The sequence below is a fragment of the Paenibacillus alginolyticus DSM 5050 = NBRC 15375 genome (assembly GCF_000422905.1).
GTDB lineage: Bacteria > Bacillota > Bacilli > Paenibacillales > NBRC-103111 > Paenibacillus_E > Paenibacillus_E alginolyticus.
On record NZ_AUGY01000040.1, the window covers coordinates 1 to 17,092 of the forward strand.

A 17,092-nucleotide genomic window follows, 5' to 3' on the forward strand; every position below is an offset into this window, starting at 1 on the left:
GATCTGCTGGAAATCATTGAGGCTCGGCATCAGAATGCCTCAACGATTTTCATCTCTCAATTTGCTCCCGAAGGATGGCACGATAAAATTGGAGAACACACCATGGCGGACGCCATCTTAGACCGTATCGTTCATAATTCCTATCACATGCTCATCGACGGCGAAGATTCGATGAGAAAGCGAAAAGCACAGTTGATTTAAGTCCAGCATTGCTAACGAGAGCCATCTATTCGCGGTGGCTCTCACCTCTGAGAGGGCGGCTCTATTTCATTAACAACGTGGCTCTCACTCATTAACCCAGCGGCTCTGCCGCACCGAAATATTCAATTTCCAACAAATGCATGAGCTCTTATATCCTTTGTTATTTTATTTGGGGAGACTAAGGGGGCTTCTCCTTTACTTATCTGAATATGCATGCAATTCACTTTGTTATTTCTTGTATTATCAATTCAATGATCGTTTCAATAGGTAATAATCCATCAACAATATAGTCCGAGTTAGGCTTTACTGTACTTAACATATTTAGATATGCATTTCTACCGCGATCATGATAATTAGTGATATCATTTTGAATTATTTCGGTCTTCGTATTTTTGTAATCTCTCTGAATTCGTCTACATAACGCTACATCCAGTGGGGTATCAATAAAAATTGTAAAGTTTAATAGCTCACTCATTGCCTTGTGCCGATAAGCAAAAGGATAATCAAGTATTATATATTTGAGTGACTGGTTTTCAGCAAAAATTAGAGATCTGAGATCATTAATTAGTGGTGTTAAATTCCATTGGCTATGATCAGCCCCGTTCTCTACCCACTCACAAATGTCTTTTGGACTATCATCAAAATCATACTCATCAAAATATAATGCCTTGGATTTCACTAAAGTAGCATTCAATTGTTTTACTAAAGTGGTTTTGCCACCACCAGATACTGCTGAAACAGCAAGTACAAATGGTTTTTGTTGAAGCATCCGTACACCTTCTTTCAAAAATAGAAAATTTTTAAAGAATTTCGTAAATGTCCTCGCCTTCATCAAGTCGCTTTCAAAGTAAATTTCCATTTAAATGTGAATTACTCTTTAATATGTTCTTTACTCTGGTAATTGTATTTGAGCTTTTAGGCAGACCAACAATTCTATTCAGTAATAACCATCTAAGGCAAGCTATTGCCTCAAATAATTCTAGTTCTTCATTTGTATATTGATTTTGCGATTTATAAGCAGAACGATAAACGGAACCATACCTTTCTCCAACATAAATCTTAATTAAAACAATTGACCAAGCAATATCATATCTTGGGTCACCAAGTTGCCCGTTCGTCCAATCTATTATTGTGAACTTACCTTCCGCTTCCAAAATATTTCCCAAATTAAAATCACCATGAATAAGACAATCTTGTTTAAGATTCGCACTTTCAGTAAGCCGGATTAATAGATTCTTAATGTCCTGATGTTCTTCAATTCTCGGGTAAAAATAGCTGACAAAATCATGTTTTTGATATATTAAACTATCCAAATCTTCTAGAGGAAATCTATGAATATTGGTTAATAACTTTGCAAGTTTAGTAAGTTTAGACTGATTTACTTTATTTATAGGTGACCCGTCAAAACTGGTTAGTAAAACCTGATTTTTATTCTTATCCAAACCCCAACCAAAAGGCTTTGAAACTGATAACCCTCGGATATAAAGAGCATCTAGCAACTTATACTGACGTTCAACATCTGGCTTTGAATCCCTATTCCATACTTTTAGTACAAAGCTTGTTTCGGCTGTACAAATTTTTGTTACTTCTGCTTCAAGTCCAGAATCCAAAGGGATAATGGTTAATGAACTTCCTTGTTCTAGCAATGAATCAATTACTTTGCTTTTTACTATCCAGTTAATATCTCTAATTGGTTCACCCATGGTTCTCTACCTTTCGCGGGGATTTCTTATTACCTTCCAGTTAATGCAATTCCACTACCTCTTTACATTACCAAATGTAATTTTCATGTTTGGTGCATATGTTAAGTAAGAATGATCAGCGAATTCCTTTGAAAATAGCAACTCAGCTTCATATTGCTCCATCGCCTCATTCAGCATTAATCCCTGATTCACTAAATTATGAATAAATTCCTATTTCTCTCCAGGTAGTTCCCCTAACCCTTCTTCCCTCAAAGAGTTAAAAAGACTTCGCTTACTTAGCAAGTTCATATTCTGATCCAAGAAATTAACCTTATCACTTACTCTACACTCAACGTTCTTCAAACCTAACTGACTGAGATAGATAGGTAATTTGATTCCAATATTTCCGTCCTTACCCTTGCGATTAAAATCTCCCTCGTACAATTTTTGCAAAATACCCAATTTAATCACTTGAGACTGCTCCAATTCATCAAAACCGTAGTTTGACATGTTAGCAATCCAATGTGGTTCAAAGCAAATGACCATTCCATCATCTAAAACACAATCAATCATCTTCTGAAGTATTTTCTTCGAATCAGTCATATGTAATAAAAAAGCATGACAAATAGCTATGTCATACTTTCTATCAATTGTTACTTCTTCAATATCACTTATGAAAAATTCTGATGGATAAGGCTGATTTTGAAAGACCTCCCTTGCCGTATTAATAAGTTCATTCCCCTTGTCAATTCCCGTATAGGTTGATCCTTCAGGTAAAAGAGGCAACAGTTTAAGCCCTAAATATCCAAAGCCACAACCATAGTCGATGATGTTCACCGGTTTTACAATCTTCCAAACACTTTTCACTAAAAACTCTAAATAATCATCATTGTAATACAGCCCTCGCGTATTTCTTAAATATTCAATCTTGTTATCCCAGTAATATTCGGACATTTTAAGGTTCCTTCTTTATTATGACTTAAGGTGATTTCATTTTTCATTCACTCCGTTGAATTTTTGATTAATGATTTTCTTTTAAAAAAGCATGTAGTATTGGTTTATCTGGAGGACTAATATTGTCAGGTATCTCACCTAATTCAAAAAATCTAATTTCTGCTACTTCTGACTCGTCTTGATTGATAATTCCATCAAATTCTTTACAAATATAAGCTGCCACTACGTTATAGACCTCATCGCCGTGTGGATATTTGTAGTACAGCTCCTGACCTGAAAATACATCTAATAACTCAAACTTCTTGGCTTGCAAACCGGTTTCTTCAAATAATTCTCTTCTTGCTACCTGTTCCATTGTTTCCCCAGGCTCTAAGGATCCTCCAGGCAATCCCCACATGCCATTATCAGTTCTTCGCTCAAATAAAATGGAGTTATTATGAATAACAACGACACAAGCACCGGCCATAATCAAAGGTCTTGTTCCAACGTTCTTTCTTAAGTCCATTATGTAACCCATAGTTATATCACTCCTCGAGATTATCTATTTTCTTCGACCGATATACAATAAATGTGAAGACACTCCTAATATGTGAGGATTCTCAGATTCTTTGTAAATCGTATTCATTACTTCTTGAAATTCTTCTTCGCCACGGGAACGCCAATATTCAAATTGCTCTTGCTTAAATGAGCCAGCTATACTTGATGACCCAATCAATTTGATGGTCTCAAATCCCTGAGATTCCATGTATGGATTAATGTCTTCTATGTTAAAATAATACGCCCCTGTGAATCTCCCTTCATCCTGATGATTAAATATACCCGTTTCCAAAAATAAGTTGATATCTGCTATGTTATCATTCGGTTTCCAGTGTTGAGGGTATAATAAGGAAGTGGTTAGGTGACGTATCCTTGTCATAAATGCGACAAATACAATACCATCCTTCCTAGTAACTCGATGCAATTCTTGTACGGCAGAATCCCGGTCCGCTGATGTTTGTAAATGATATAATGGTCCCAACATTAAAGATGCATCAAATTGCTCATCATTGAACATGTCTAAATTTCTTGCATCAGCAATATGAAAACCTTTGAAAAATTCTTCCAATTTCAATTCGACTGCCTTCTCACCAGCTAATTCCACTAATCTCGGAGTAAGATCCGTTAATGTAACATCATAACCATTTTTCGCTAACTCAACTGAGTATTTACCTGGTCCAGCTCCGTTATCTAAGATGTGCCCTTTCTGCGGCAGCAAGCTCCTAATATGGCGCCAGTTAACAATGAATTCAATTGGCTCTCTATCAAGCCGGCCCCATTCGTCAAATCTATTATAATAATCTATCACTTTATCCACGCATATCTTCTCCTTTATTTAATATCACTCCTTTCTTTAATTCAATATATTCCAAAATATCCCTCTATTTCATATAAGGAGAAAATCAAAAAGGACAGCACCCCCTTGGAGTATCCGTCCCGAAGACAAAAATGTGCGCAAAAAAGCGCACGTCACTAAGCAACATGCGCTTTTACCATTACATTGACGATGAATCTCGTAATAAAATTTTATAAAGTTTAATGATACTTATATGCATGCCTTCATGGTACAAATTAAAACTAAGAAACTGCTCTGGCGTTTCCAAGGTCATTCCGGCTGAAGTTGTATAAGGTGGAACAATCTTCTCATGCATGCGAAGATCAAGCACGTCACGTATCCGCCCTTGCTGATCTTTCAGCAAGTTCTCCAACTCTGGCAAAGTAGGAACTAAAGCGGAATCGGGCCAATTTAAAGGCGTAGTACCATACTCAAACTGCTCCTTGAACCCTTCAGGCAAACGAATCGGCAGTCCCAAATATTGAAAGGCGAACCGTTCAAGCACCACGTAAATGTGCCCCAGCTGCCAACGGATCGTATTTCGAAAGCCATCGGGGATACGGTCAGCTGTTTCTTCGGTAACTCCATCCATCAATTTTAAGGTTTGGCCCCTCACGAAAGCCAGCTGTTTGAACAAATAGTGTTCTATCGTCCTCACTCCTTCAAATCATTGTTTATGGCATATTATACCATAATTTCATAAGGATCGATTTCTTTCTATTAAAAAACTACATGTTCAAATTACGCTCTTCTTTACGCAGCTTGCGCGCGGCAAATCGTGTTTCGGCTGTTTCGAACAGGCGCTTTTCTTCATCCGTTTCAGGTATGATTTCCGGCACCGGACACGGTTGTCCGTTATCATCTAGCGCCACGAAGGTTAGGTATGCTGTTGCAGTACGCTTCTTTTCGCCTGTCAGAAGGTTCTCCGACTCGATTTTCACATATACCTCCATCGAACTTCGATGGGTCCACGTAACAAATGCCTCTAATTGAATAGCCTCACCTAGTTTGACAGGGGCGAAGAAATCCAAGCTATCACTAGATGCTGTTACGACACCTCTGCGCGAATGACGCATCGAAGCAATCGTTGCTACCTTATCTATATATTGCATTACACGGCCGCCAAACACGGTATTATGATAATTCGTGTCCGCCGGCAAAATGATTTCTGTCAGCACGGTTCGAGAAAGTCTTGCTGGTTTTGCTTCCATTGTGATTTCCTCCTGATGATGACTTTTGACTTGGATAATCTATTCTTATTCGTAGTTTAGTTTAAGTAGTCCAGCTGCTTGCTTCGCTAAGCTTCGCGCTTCCTCTACCGTATCTGCACTGCTCAGCGCAACAGCCATGCGGCGTCCCACTTTCGTCTCCGGTTTACCAAAGACGCGAACCTGTGTACTGGGTACGGATAAAGCTTGCTCTAATCCGCTAATTGTATACTCTACTTGTTCACGATCCGCTTTAAGGGTATAGCTAGCACCTGGCGTCAAAAGACGAATTCCTGTGATTGGCAGCCCCAGAATAGCTCTAGCATGCAAGGCGAACTCGCTCAAATCCTGCGTTGCCATCGTAACCATGCCTGTATCATGCGGCCGCGGCGAAACTTCACTGAAATAAACGCCTTCCTTGGTCAAGAACAGCTCAACCCCATAAAGTCCGAAGCCTCCGAGAGCATCCGTAATGGTTTTGGCCATGTGTTGGGCGTCTAAAATTTGCTGCTCCGTCATTGCATGAGGCTGCCACGATTCGATGTAATCTCCATCTTTTTGAATGTGACCAATCGGCTCACAATAGGTTGTGCCAGAAACAGATCGAACAGTCAACAGCGTAATTTCTGATTCAAAATGAATGAATTCTTCTACAATCACACGAGCGTTTTTCGCGCGGCCGCCTTCCATTGCAATGTTCCATGATTGTTCTACATTTTCAGGTGTGCGACATACACTTTGACCTTTACCCGAGGAGCTCATGATCGGTTTAATGACACATGGTGTACCAATCTCCGCAACAGCTGCATGTAATTCTTCTAGGCTATTTGCAAAAGCATACTTCGCTGTCCGCAGCTCTAGTGTTTCTGAAGCAAGGCGACGAATCCCCTCACGGTCCATCGTCAAACGGGATGCTGTAGCTGTAGGAATGACGCGATAGCCCTCCTTCTCAAGCTCCACAAGAACAGGCGTAGCGATCGCTTCAATTTCAGGTACGATAAGATCCGGACGCTCTTGCTCAATCAAGGCTCTAAGCTGATCTCCATCAAGCATATTAATAACATGACTGCGGTGTGCTACTTGCATAGCTGGTGCATTCGCGTAACGGTCAACGGCAATTGTTTCAATCCCTAGGCGCTGCGCTTCGATAACAACTTCTTTCCCAAGCTCCCCAGATCCAAGCAGCATAATTTTCTTGGCTTTGTTCGATAATGGTGCTCCGTACATGAAATGAAATCCCCCTTATGTGATGTCGAAGTAAGCTAATAAATGGTTTGACGTGTATGTAAGTAAAAAAACAATAATAGTGATAAACTGGGCATTTCTGCTAACATAAACATAAAAATACCTTGATCTATTGTAAAGGATTTCGACATTAAAAGATAGATTTGAGCAGAAGTTTGCGCAAAATAGGCACCAACTGTTCGGCGAGATCCTCCACATTGGGGACGACAATACTGCTGCGCCCATACATGTTGCGCATAGCAAGTCTCTCCGTTTCGTGGACAGCGCCACTGGCCAGAAAAATGCTGATGACCTCAATACCTTGACGACGAGCTTGCAGCACGGCTTCATAGGTGTCGAGGATACCAACATCATTGTAATTGGCGGCCGAAGGCTCGCCATCCGAGAACACCAAGAGGATGCGCTGCCGTTCTGTGCGCCGCAGCAGCCGCTCCGTCATGCGGCGAATCGCGAAGCCGTCGCGATTGTCCTGCTGCGGCTCAAGCTGCAGCAGAGCAGCGCCGCTTCCGGACGCTAACGAGGAGCTGAAGTCGACCGCAACCTGGAACAGGTTCGGCGCTTCCTGCTCAGTGACGCGGTCCGCGTCCTCCCAGAATCCCACGATTTCGTGAGGGATTCTCAAGGATCGGAGCGTCTCGTGGAAGAGCACGAGACCGAGCTTGGTTTCGTCCATTTTGTCATACATGGACGCCGAGCAGTCGACGAGCAGCGCGAACGCCGCATCGAGCTGGGGTACCGGCGCGCGCTTCTTATAGAATAAGCGCGGCATCTCTTGCGTCACGGCTCGCGTAAGCCGCTTGTCGAGCCGCCCGAACAACCGATCGCCATGCGGGGCGATCCGCTTCTGCTCCAGCGTGCGCCGAATGGCACGCTGCAAGGGCTTCGCGAGCGGCGCTGCGCGCTCGCTCAGGCGCCTGTACCCGGCCTCCTGCGCAGCAGTCGGCCGTGCAGGCGCCAGCCAAGTCGCCGTCGCATACGCGGCGACTGTGCCCTCCCCGGGCCCCGCGGCAGCGGGCACGGAAGCACCCTCGCGCCGCTCGCCGGAGGCGGCGCCAGTGCGCCTGGCGCGCACCGAGCGCCCTTGGGCGATGGCGAGCGCCTGATCGGCCGCGTCGTCCTCGCGGGGCGCAGACCCCTGCGCGGCTGTGCGCGAGCCGCGCTCCAGCTCGAACCGCAGCAGCCCCGGGCTGCGGTCGCTGCTCTCGCGGTGCCAGGTCGGCATGCGCTCCTGGCCCGGCAATTGACGCTCCCCTTCTAGCTCGGGGAGCACATCATCATTGGCGAGCCGCTTCGCACGCTTAAGCTCGCCCTTATACCCTGCAGGCAGCGGCTCCGCCACTCCGCTGCCCGGCTGCATCCAGAAATAAGCGGCTGTCGCATCTCTGTCTAACCAATAAGACAGCGAGTCCATCATCGCCTCGCAGCAAGAGGCAACATCAGCTGTATGTGCCGCTTCCTCAATCTGCTCCAAAATCGGATACAACTGAGCTAACCGGCCAGAAAGTCCAGCACCAGCATCTTCTAAGCCTCTATGCCATTCCAAACCAGTAAACCAACCATACACCAATAAAAGAATAGCGTCTGCCAACTCGCTTTTGCTCAGGTGTGTCCGGAGCTTATGTTGAAAATAGGCACGCAAAATGCGATGCCGATGTGCGAATACATGGGCCGTCCCCGGTCTGCGGGCTCGACAAATACGCTCTAACCGCATATCCTCACATAGTGCAAAGAGCGAATTAGCCAGCTTCGGGAAACTCACTCTTTGGCAAAAGCGTAGATATGACTTTAACGCGTCAGCCCCTGTGTACCATGCACTACCGATACCACGCAGGTAAACATCACTCTTCATTCCTGCCGTTTTATCAACCGGAGGATAATCCCGCCAAAACTGACTCACGGTTATACGACCGGAAGCTTCTTCATAGTCTGAATGGAACGCTGCTTCTACCTCAAGTTCTTTGCGCTTGGTGAACATCCGGGCCAAATCTACAAGCTGCATTTGCAGCATTGCATCGATTTTATCCTCTAATAAGCTTAGCTTTCCTACAAACATAGGCTCAGAATAACGTCTCGGCCGCATTCATCACGGCTGCACGCTCCCTTTCATCCTCCAACTTATCCGCGATCGCTCGCGCAACTGCCCGCATGGGAGGAATATATGCAGTCAAATCGCAAGCATCCAATAAAGCTCGAATTGATCCTGCTTCATCGGGCAGCTGCCCCATTTCAATAAGAGATAGTAAGTCGGCAGATAACTGTACGAATGTTTTTAACTGCTTTTCATCCCGTAAAACAGATTTGCTCTTAAGCAGTTGAAATAGTGTCTCTCCTTGCAAATAAGGAACATCAATCGTCACAAATCGGTTTTTCAGGGCTTCATTCAGAGGCACTGTGCCAATATAGCCTTCGTTAATCGCTGCAATCACTCGGAAGTCCGGATGCGCAGTAATGACCTCCCCTGTAAAAGGGTTTGTAATCGATCTGCGATGATCCAAAACACCGTTTATCAATGGCAAAGTTTCCGGCTTGGCCATATTTATTTCGTCTATGTATAGAAAATGTCCCTTCGTCATAGCTTTCATGATCGGACCGGGAATGAATGAAATCTGAGTACGACCGTGCTCATCGTGTGTTAGTGTTTTAAATCCTAGCAAGGCTTCAGCATCGAGATCCGTTGAACAGTTTACGGCATGCATGGGCTGATCAAAGAACGCTGAAACGTGCTCAGCCAGCTTCGTCTTTCCCGACCCTGTTGGACCCTTCAACAAGATATTTTTGCCTAAATACAAAGCAATCAAGGCATCCGTTATAATGTCTTCACTAGGGGCTTCGTAAGCTGCAGTTCCAATAAGTTTACGTTCTTCTGAGGTATGCTCTTTATGTCTTTGCTGTTTATTTTTCTCTATGTGCTCATGTATTTCTTGTGGTAAAGTGTCTGTCATCTTGTCTTGATGGTCCTTCCCTGATCCTTAGTCCTCTTACTATTTATCAGGAAAGCTTAGATTGTCAAGCTTTTTAGGGCAGCCACGGCTCATCAATGATCGAATGCGAATAAAAAGCCATCGATTCTCCGCATTTCGGACAACTCGGTTTGGAAGGGATATCATTATAATACAGCGCCAAACCGTATGCCGTTTCAAAGTTAATCGCTTGAATCACATCTTCTTTATGAACATAATCACACTCTCGCGAACTACAATAAGCACGGACCTTATACCGATTGCTCATTCATCTTAGTAGACGGTTGTCCAGCATTCAGAATTCAGATACTTCGAATGCATTAACATCGTCGGTCTCCTTTTTATAAAAGTCATTACACTTTTTAAACAAGTAAATATACGACAAAACCCCCAGCATACAGCTGAGGGAGCGCAATTATGGAATGTAACGCAATTTATCTTTTTAAGCATTTTTAAGTTTAAGGTAAGACATTTCTTTGCCCCGTGGAATAGGTCGGGAACACATAATGGACCATCGTGTTAAATTCATTCAAATACGTATCCATTCGTTTATTATTTCGCTGCTGGGTGTCATAGTACATCATCCGATTCACGAAATGTGGATTCGACGAGATGAAAATATTCGTTTCCGGATAAATCCGAGTTAACAAATGTCGAATGGCATTGGCACTTTCCGCTGGAAGCGGTTTGGCCGAGAGCCAATCCATCTGTGAGCCTACCCCCGAGCCGAACAAGCCTGCTTCGTTTTCCGGGTCATTATGTTTACTTAACATTTTAATGCCATCATCGGCGCCCATCGCTTGCATGCCCCCCATATCAACTGCAACATAAATATTGTTATCGGTTACTGCAACCGCTGTAGAGCCTAGGTGCGCCGCTTGAATAATCTGATCCGCCAAATCCCGATTCAGCTTCAAATGCGTGTTGATATGTGCTTTCACATTATCGATCGTAGGTTGAAGCATCGTTGGCTGCGGCGATTGATTGACACTTTTTGCACCCATTGAAGGATTTTCATTGTTTCTTAATCCTGTATCCCAACTGCCAGCTTTCGGGTTAGAAGAGCTTGCGCCTGCTTGATTTTTGGGACTCGCTGCTGTGCAGCCTGCTGAAAGGCCAACGAGTAAAGCGGTCACCACGATTTTGAATATCGTCTTTTTCATATGTGCCCCCCATCTAATAGGTCAAACTTAACTATCGTTACTCTGATCATCTTCTTGCGTGTAAGCAATTAGGGCGACCTCATACCCCAGTTCATCCTTCATACGGGACTCTAGGCTGCGCAGATCTTCCAGCAAATCTTCGCGTGGGCCAAAGTTAGCAAAACGGTAGGACTCTGTATCCATGATTTCTCCCTCCTCTCCTAAGCAAAAGCCATTAGTGTTAATATGGACATTTATCCTGATTTTTACTAAACAAAAAAAAGCCCGCCGCCGAAACATCGGCAAACTGGCTCATGTAGAAAAATATAATAAAAACACTCCATTATCGTTATTCCTTTTTATTGCGTGTTTCATCCAGTTCCTCAAGTAATTTACGAACCGCTTCCGGATCTACATTTCCCTTTTCACGAAAAGTTCTTAGCTTATTTAATAGATCCTGCGCAATCTCATCATCCTCTGTTTGCTGCACTTCATGCGAAGGGTCGAACCAAATGTAAAATCCCTCTGGTCCATTTCGCAAAAATGATTTCTGCCAATGCTCTGGATAGGCGTAGCCCTGCTCCCCAAATATCAAACCGAGCACATCATCGCTGTCAATAGGCAGCAAATAATGAAACGATTCCGGCTCGCCGGTGTTCGTAAAATCCCGATGCATGTATGCATAATGCAGATAATGCTCTCCTGTTTCTACGTCCTTAGATACCTCATACATATCAAGCTCCGTTTGCAGTAACTCTTTCACCGAAATAATTCGCATAGCAATCGTCTCTGCCGAAATCTTTTGCTGTTGTAACAATGAAGTTTCCATCTTAACCATCCTCCTTTCAAACTTTAGATAACAGGATGCTACAGATCAGCTCTACGTGTTGTCTCACCGATGGAACCCCGCAAGGAACGTTTGGGCAATTTCCATTTATAAAAGACGGATAGCATTCTCAGAACCACGATTAGTGAAAATAGTACAGCTAACTGCCAAGCTCCTTGGGTCCAACCAAGTCCGACTAAAGCACCAGCCAGCATGCCCCATACGGCATAAATTTCATCCTTAAGCACGAGCGGCTTGCGTCCTGCTAATACATCCCGAACCATCCCTCCGCCAATTCCCGTTAGAACTGCGGCAACAATAATGGCACTTAGCGGATGTCCCATATTCGTTGCATACAGCGCACCTTGGATGGAGAAAGCAGCCAAACCAATCGCATCAAAGAAAGCTTCCCAAGTCTTCCATAATCGAATGTATCGAACGGGCATAAAGAACACAAGCGTCATTGCAAACAAGGCAATTTGAAAATATATACCTTGCTCCCATAGCAAGACGATCGGTTTACCAATCAGTAAGTTTCGTATGACGCCGCCGCCGAACGCCGTAACAAGCCCGAGTACATAGACGCCTAATATATCATATTCTTCTTCCATCGCAACTATGGCTCCACTCACCGCGAATGCAATCGTTCCGATAATACTAAATAACTCCCAATTCACTTCCTGCAGCCCCTATCTACTCGATGTCCCAATCCAATTTCACTTCATTCCCCGTTTGCGACGAACGGTAGATCGCATCCAAGATCAAATTATTCGTATAACCCGTCATGACGGATGTCAATGGCTGTAAGCCGCTCTCGATACACGATAAGAAATGTCTCGCCATTCGGACACGAGGTCCTTCATCGAATTCAGGCACCGTAAGGTCAATGTCAGCTTCGCGATCAAACATTTCTGCGAACAGCTTGCCTTTCGTTCCGCGAATCGAAGCCCCGCCTTCGCTTCCAAGCAGTTGAACATAAGGCTGGTTATCTGTTTCAATGAGAGCTGCCCAACTTACATCCAAAGATAAGGTAGCGCCATTGTCAAATTTAATCAGAGCCGTTGCCAAATCCTCCACATCATATTGACCATCCCAGTTGGGTGCTCCCCATGATCCAATCCCTTTTTTTCGCGGGCCGAATTCAGCGTAGGTAGCTCCATAAACCGATACAGGCTTCGGATTTCCCATTAAGTATAAAGATAAATCCAACATATGCACACCAAGATCAATCAGAGGTCCGCCGCCGGATTTTCCCATTTGGGTAAACCATGTTCCCCAGCCCGGAATTCCTTTGCGTCTTAACCAGCCAGCCTTTGCATGATAAATGTGACCAAGCGCTCCTTTCTCAACCTGCTGTTTCACAGCCAGCGATAAGGCATCCCAACGCAGTTGGTGCGGAATCATCAGGACTTTACCTGCTTTGCGTTCCGCTTCAACAATTTGTTTAGCCGAAGCAAGATTTAATGCCATGGGTTTCTCAAGCATAACATGCTTACCAGCTTCTAGGGCTTGTACCGCAATTGGCGCATGCCATTCATTGGACACGGCAATAATTACCGCATCTATAGACGGGTCTGAGAGCAGCTTGTCCGTACTCTCATAAACACGTTCAATGTTATGCTCTTTGGCTCTAGCTTCCGCAAGTGGCAAATATGCATCAGTGACGGCGGTAATTTCAGCCTCCGGTACTTTTTTCAGCACTTCCATATGTACATTTCCGATATTTCCGGAACCTATAATACCTATACGAATTGGCTTTCCAGTTGTCATTTCTTTATCCCCCAGAACGTGTTAGATTTCAATCTTTCTTATTATAAATGTGCTTATCCTTCCCCGCAACAACCAATATCTTGTGCTCAAATTAATCTTTGAGGAACTGGCCCTCTAGAGCTATTCTTTACATATAATAAATTGCTAAAACTTTTTTAATAGTTTGACCCTAACATATCTAACATTTGAAATGTATCCTTACTGTGTAGACCAGACTTAAACAATGGGTAATACGTAAGAAGTACGAAGTTAGTTTTCCCAAAGGAAAACTCGAAGGAGGGCTTAAACATGCAAGCATTAACCATTAAATTCAAAAACAAAACCATCCCTGTGCTTAATTTCACACATAAACGATCCCATATGGAACTGTTGTCCAGTAAACTTAAGGAACTTGAGTTGAATTTTGAATTTCGCAAAAAATTAAAAATGATCTCGATGATCGAGATCATTGGTGATGTCGCCATTTTCAAATATAACGACGGCACGAAATTGTATCTGGAAGTTTCTTAATCTTTCGTTGGAAAATATTCTTTCTGTAACTGATCAAGCTCCTGCAGAGAGCGTCGGGCCCACGCTTCCATTTCCGACAGCTTACTGATTTGCGCCATTAGCGCTCTCTTCAGAGAATCTTGGTAATCCGGAATCTGACCCGCATAAGGACGTATAGTCGATATAGGCATTAAGGCAATTTCTTGATAAGACAACGCTCGTCGTTGATGAAAAAAAGCTACACTTGGATCCATCGGGTTATGTAAATCCCCCTGTGTCGGGTGCTCCTTTACAGCCAAAATGCGGACTGCCGCTTTCATCGAACTGCTTACCTCCACAACCTCACCAAAATAAACCCCTGTTTTATACTCAGCAGTTACGCGATCTCCTATTTGAAAACTACTCATACTCATTCGTCGACAACTCCATTCTCCTCTAATTCACATGCGATTCAGTGGCAGCAGTTTACGGTACAGCTCATCCACCGATTGCATGCGGTACATAAATTCTTTCTCTTTTCCCTGTTCTAAGATGACTATACACGGTACACTACTAATTTGCCATTCACGAGTAATTTGCGGAAAAAAGTTAATATTGCACTTTACAAGCGGTAAAGCTGGCAGCATTGTCATAATGATGTCTAACATTCGTTCCGTCACTTTGCATGTTCCGCAAAAAGGTGTATACAGAAACACAACTAACGAACCTTCTTGTGGTCTGCTTACTCGCTCTAGTAGTTCCTGCTCTGTTAATTCCTGCATACTAGTTCCCTCTTTCATCCAACCAAGCTAAACTATCTACAGCATACGCGATGAGATGAGGGAAATCATCAATTTGACTTTCATCTACTTTGCGTCCGAAGGATAATGTGATTTGATTATGATAGGAAATTGGATGTAGACCATATTCATAAGAAAGCAGCTGAATTATTTGAGGACGCTGCTCCCAAATGGCACCTAATTGCTCTTCGATATAAGGGCACTCAATCTCTGGGTTTTTCACTTTGGTGAAGAGCTTAATGGTCAACGTACAGCCTGGCTTGGCTGTTGGATTCTCTAAAATTTCAGCTGCTAAATCACTCAAATGAACATGCAGGTTAATTTCGGCTTTACTTGGTTTATCGATCTTACGGGCAAATTCAATGGCATATGTGCGTGACATCGAGGATAGATCCACTTGATCTTGCCGCCGTGTGATAATAATTTTACCGTCCAAATCCAAGTCATAGACGGCTCCCTCAAGCACAACCTTGATATTGTCATAGATCGTTGGATCAAACATCCCCTACACCTTCTTTCATCTTTTCTTAGATTCGATTATACTAAAAGCATACCACGTAAAGAAGGTGTTCCTATGTCAGACAAGCCTGAAGATCAACTGGGTGAACAACAAGGCCCAAAAAAAGTTAGTTTAGCTGATGCGATTAAACAGAAACTTGCCCAGAAGAAAGCGGATCAAGCCGCAGCACGCGCAAACCCGAAACAAGCTGGAAACAATAATCAAAGCGGCAAAAGTCAAATGACCAAAAAAGTAAACAATCAACGCCGTCGTACTGGCGGCAGCTAAACATCGCTTTGCGTAGGCAAAAGCGCCCTGAGAGTAACACGTCAGGGCGCTTTTCATTTATCATTACGCGTATTGCGCTTCGCGTTGTTTTTGCACATCTTCGCTTTCTAGGTATTCATCATAGGTGAACATTTTATCGATGAGTCCTTTAGGCGTGATTTCCATAATGCGTGTAGCAATCGTTTGGATGAACTGATGGTCATGGGAAACGAAAAGAATCGTACCATCGAAGTCTACAAGACCGTTGTTAAGCGCCGTAATGGACTCCAAATCCAAATGGTTCGTAGGCTCATCAAGAATGAGGACATTGGATCCGCTTAGCATCATTTTGGAGAACATGCAGCGTACTTTCTCTCCACCGGAAAGCACATTTGCTTTCTTCAAAGCTTCTTCACCTGAGAACAGCATACGACCCAGGAAGCCGCGCAAGAAGGATTCATCTTGGTCTTTGGAGTACTGACGAAGCCAATCTACCAAAGTTAAATCTGAGTTGAAATAATCTTGACTGTCTTTAGGGAAGTACGCTTGGGAAGTTGTAATCCCCCATGTGTACGTACCTTCATCCGCTTCCATTTCACCCATCAGGATTTTGAAGAGCGTCGTTTTGGCGATGCCATCCGGGCCGACAAAGGCAACTTTATCCCCTTTATTGATAGTGAACGAAATATTGTCTAACACTTTAATGCCATCAATCGTTTTGGACAATTTCTCAACAGCCAGCAGCTGTTTACCCGCTTCACGCTCACCTTTGAAGTGAATGAACGGATATTTACGGCTGGATGGTCTAATATCTTCAAGAGTAAGCTTCTCCAGTTGTTTTTTACGGGATGTAGCTTGCTTAGATTTGGAGGCATTCGCGCTAAAACGTGCGATAAAGGCTTCCAACTCTTTACGTTTTTCTTCGGTTTTCTTGTTCGCGTCTCTAGTCAAACGAAGTGCCAGTTGGCTGGACTCATACCACCAGTCATAGTTACCGACGTACATTTGAATTTTACCAAAATCAATATCCGCAATATGCGTACATACTTGGTTCAGGAAGTGACGATCATGGGATACAACGATAACTGTGCCTTCAAAACGGGAAAGGAAGTTCTCCAACCAGCGAATGGACTCTAAGTTCAAATGGTTGGTAGGCTCATCCAGCAGCAAAATATTCGGATTGCCGAACAAGGCTTGCGCTAAGAGAACACGTACTTTCTCATTGCCATCAAGGTCTTTCATTTTCGTGTCGTGAAGGGAAGTCGGGATACCGAGTCCGATGAGTAGCTCAGCTGCATCCGATTCTGCCTGCCAGCCATCTAGATCCTGGAATTCGCCTTCGAGATCAGCCGCTTTCATGCCGTCTTCTTCTGTAAAATCAGCTTTGGCATACAAAGCATCTTTCTCTTCCATAATTTTAAACAAGCGAGCATGACCCATCATGACCGTTTTCAAAACTTCGATTTCGTCGAACTCATAATGGTTTTGCTTCAAAACAGCCATTCTCTCGCCAGGTGTGATGCTGACTTCGCCCGTGTTAGGCTCAATCTCACCGGAAAGAATTTTCAGAAAAGTTGATTTACCGGCACCATTTGCTCCGATTAGACCGTAGCAGTTACCCGGTGTAAATTTGATATTGGCGTCCTCGAATAGGGCTCTCTTGCCGTAACGAAGCGTCACGTTATTAACATTAATCAT

The 17,092-nt window shown here is 43.6% G+C and carries 21 protein-coding genes and 1 pseudogene; 3 read left to right on the forward strand and 19 right to left on the reverse strand.

Going from position 1 to position 17,092, the window contains the following annotated elements; translation table 11 throughout:
• On the forward strand, positions 1-201 hold a 201-nt coding region (locus tag G519_RS43545; RefSeq protein ID WP_036633349.1), incomplete at its 5' end, for an ATP-binding protein.
• A 220-nt stretch (positions 202-421) separates the two neighbouring features.
• Here G519_RS43545 and G519_RS0118185 read toward each other — a convergent pair.
• The 15 genes and pseudogenes from G519_RS0118185 to G519_RS0118260 form a co-directional block, all read right to left on the reverse strand.
• Complete coding sequence (locus G519_RS0118185; RefSeq protein ID WP_029195923.1) at positions 422-970, reverse strand: nucleoside/nucleotide kinase family protein; 549 nt, start codon at positions 968-970, stop codon at positions 422-424.
• A gap of 73 nt (positions 971-1,043) precedes the next feature.
• The gene (locus G519_RS0118190; protein ID WP_029195924.1) at positions 1,044-1,904 is read right to left on the reverse strand and encodes an aminoglycoside phosphotransferase family protein; all 861 of its coding nucleotides are present in this window, start codon (positions 1,902-1,904) and stop codon (positions 1,044-1,046) included.
• 54 nt (positions 1,905-1,958) lie between these two features.
• A pseudogene (locus G519_RS43550) lies at positions 1,959-2,837 on the reverse strand (class I SAM-dependent methyltransferase).
• A gap of 67 nt (positions 2,838-2,904) precedes the next feature.
• Positions 2,905-3,354, reverse strand: a complete 450-nt coding sequence (locus G519_RS0118200; RefSeq protein WP_029195925.1) for an NUDIX hydrolase — start codon at positions 3,352-3,354, stop codon at positions 2,905-2,907.
• Positions 3,355-3,378: 24 nt separating this feature from the next.
• A complete protein-coding gene (locus G519_RS0118205; protein ID WP_029195926.1) occupies positions 3,379-4,191 on the reverse strand; it encodes a class I SAM-dependent methyltransferase in 813 nt (270 codons plus the stop codon).
• Positions 4,192-4,369: 178 nt separating this feature from the next.
• Complete coding sequence (locus G519_RS0118210; RefSeq protein WP_244280152.1) at positions 4,370-4,867, reverse strand: DinB family protein; 498 nt, start codon at positions 4,865-4,867, stop codon at positions 4,370-4,372.
• Between the two features lie 70 nt (positions 4,868-4,937).
• Positions 4,938-5,420 (reverse strand): acyl-CoA thioesterase, encoded by a 483-nt coding sequence (locus G519_RS0118215; RefSeq protein WP_029195928.1) that lies wholly within the window; start codon positions 5,418-5,420, stop codon positions 4,938-4,940.
• 45 nt (positions 5,421-5,465) lie between these two features.
• Positions 5,466-6,644, reverse strand: a complete 1,179-nt coding sequence (gene purT, locus G519_RS0118220) for a formate-dependent phosphoribosylglycinamide formyltransferase (RefSeq protein WP_029195929.1) — start codon at positions 6,642-6,644, stop codon at positions 5,466-5,468.
• A gap of 148 nt (positions 6,645-6,792) precedes the next feature.
• Complete coding sequence (locus G519_RS0118225; RefSeq protein ID WP_244280153.1) at positions 6,793-8,670, reverse strand: nitric oxide reductase activation protein NorD; 1,878 nt, start codon at positions 8,668-8,670, stop codon at positions 6,793-6,795.
• Between the two features lie 49 nt (positions 8,671-8,719).
• On the reverse strand, positions 8,720-9,604 hold the full coding sequence (locus G519_RS0118230; RefSeq protein ID WP_029195931.1) for an AAA family ATPase: 885 nt from the start codon (positions 9,602-9,604) through the stop codon (positions 8,720-8,722).
• Positions 9,605-10,080: 476 nt separating this feature from the next.
• Positions 10,081-10,785, reverse strand: coding sequence for a hypothetical protein (locus G519_RS0118240; RefSeq protein ID WP_029195933.1), 705 nt, complete (start codon positions 10,783-10,785; stop codon positions 10,081-10,083).
• A 27-nt stretch (positions 10,786-10,812) separates the two neighbouring features.
• Complete coding sequence (locus tag G519_RS50275) at positions 10,813-10,968, reverse strand: hypothetical protein (protein WP_154669586.1); 156 nt, start codon at positions 10,966-10,968, stop codon at positions 10,813-10,815.
• Positions 10,969-11,113: 145 nt separating this feature from the next.
• The gene (locus G519_RS0118250) at positions 11,114-11,593 is read right to left on the reverse strand and encodes a hypothetical protein (protein ID WP_029195934.1); all 480 of its coding nucleotides are present in this window, start codon (positions 11,591-11,593) and stop codon (positions 11,114-11,116) included.
• Between the two features lie 38 nt (positions 11,594-11,631).
• On the reverse strand, positions 11,632-12,267 hold the full coding sequence (locus tag G519_RS0118255; protein WP_029195935.1) for a trimeric intracellular cation channel family protein: 636 nt from the start codon (positions 12,265-12,267) through the stop codon (positions 11,632-11,634).
• A gap of 16 nt (positions 12,268-12,283) precedes the next feature.
• Positions 12,284-13,360 carry a Gfo/Idh/MocA family protein gene (locus G519_RS0118260; protein ID WP_029195936.1) on the reverse strand — a complete coding sequence of 359 codons (1,077 nt, stop codon included), beginning with the start codon at positions 13,358-13,360 and terminating at the stop codon, positions 12,284-12,286.
• Between the two features lie 288 nt (positions 13,361-13,648).
• Here G519_RS0118260 and G519_RS0118265 point away from each other — a divergent pair, with 288 nt between their 5' ends.
• Positions 13,649-13,870, forward strand: a complete 222-nt coding sequence (locus G519_RS0118265) for a hypothetical protein (RefSeq protein WP_029195937.1) — start codon at positions 13,649-13,651, stop codon at positions 13,868-13,870.
• Here the strand turns inward: G519_RS0118265 and G519_RS0118270 are convergent.
• Genes G519_RS0118270 through G519_RS0118280 form a run of 3 tightly spaced genes read right to left on the reverse strand, consistent with a single transcriptional unit; the run spans position 13,867 to position 15,130 of the window.
• Positions 13,867-14,262, reverse strand: a complete 396-nt coding sequence (locus G519_RS0118270) for a kinase-associated lipoprotein B (protein ID WP_127527922.1) — start codon at positions 14,260-14,262, stop codon at positions 13,867-13,869. The genes G519_RS0118265 and G519_RS0118270 overlap by 4 nt on opposite strands.
• A gap of 27 nt (positions 14,263-14,289) precedes the next feature.
• Entirely contained in the window at positions 14,290-14,610 is a 321-nt protein-coding gene (locus G519_RS0118275; protein WP_029195939.1) for a thioredoxin family protein, read from the reverse strand.
• Between the two features lies 1 nt (position 14,611).
• Complete coding sequence (locus tag G519_RS0118280; RefSeq protein ID WP_029195940.1) at positions 14,612-15,130, reverse strand: hypothetical protein; 519 nt, start codon at positions 15,128-15,130, stop codon at positions 14,612-14,614.
• Between the two features lie 72 nt (positions 15,131-15,202).
• Here G519_RS0118280 and G519_RS0118285 point away from each other — a divergent pair, with 72 nt between their 5' ends.
• Positions 15,203-15,415, forward strand: coding sequence for a hypothetical protein (locus tag G519_RS0118285; protein WP_051253490.1), 213 nt, complete (start codon positions 15,203-15,205; stop codon positions 15,413-15,415).
• A gap of 63 nt (positions 15,416-15,478) precedes the next feature.
• Here G519_RS0118285 and G519_RS0118290 read toward each other — a convergent pair whose 3' ends face one another.
• Positions 15,479-17,092 carry an ABC-F family ATP-binding cassette domain-containing protein gene (locus G519_RS0118290; protein WP_029195942.1) on the reverse strand — a complete coding sequence of 538 codons (1,614 nt, stop codon included), beginning with the start codon at positions 17,090-17,092 and terminating at the stop codon, positions 15,479-15,481.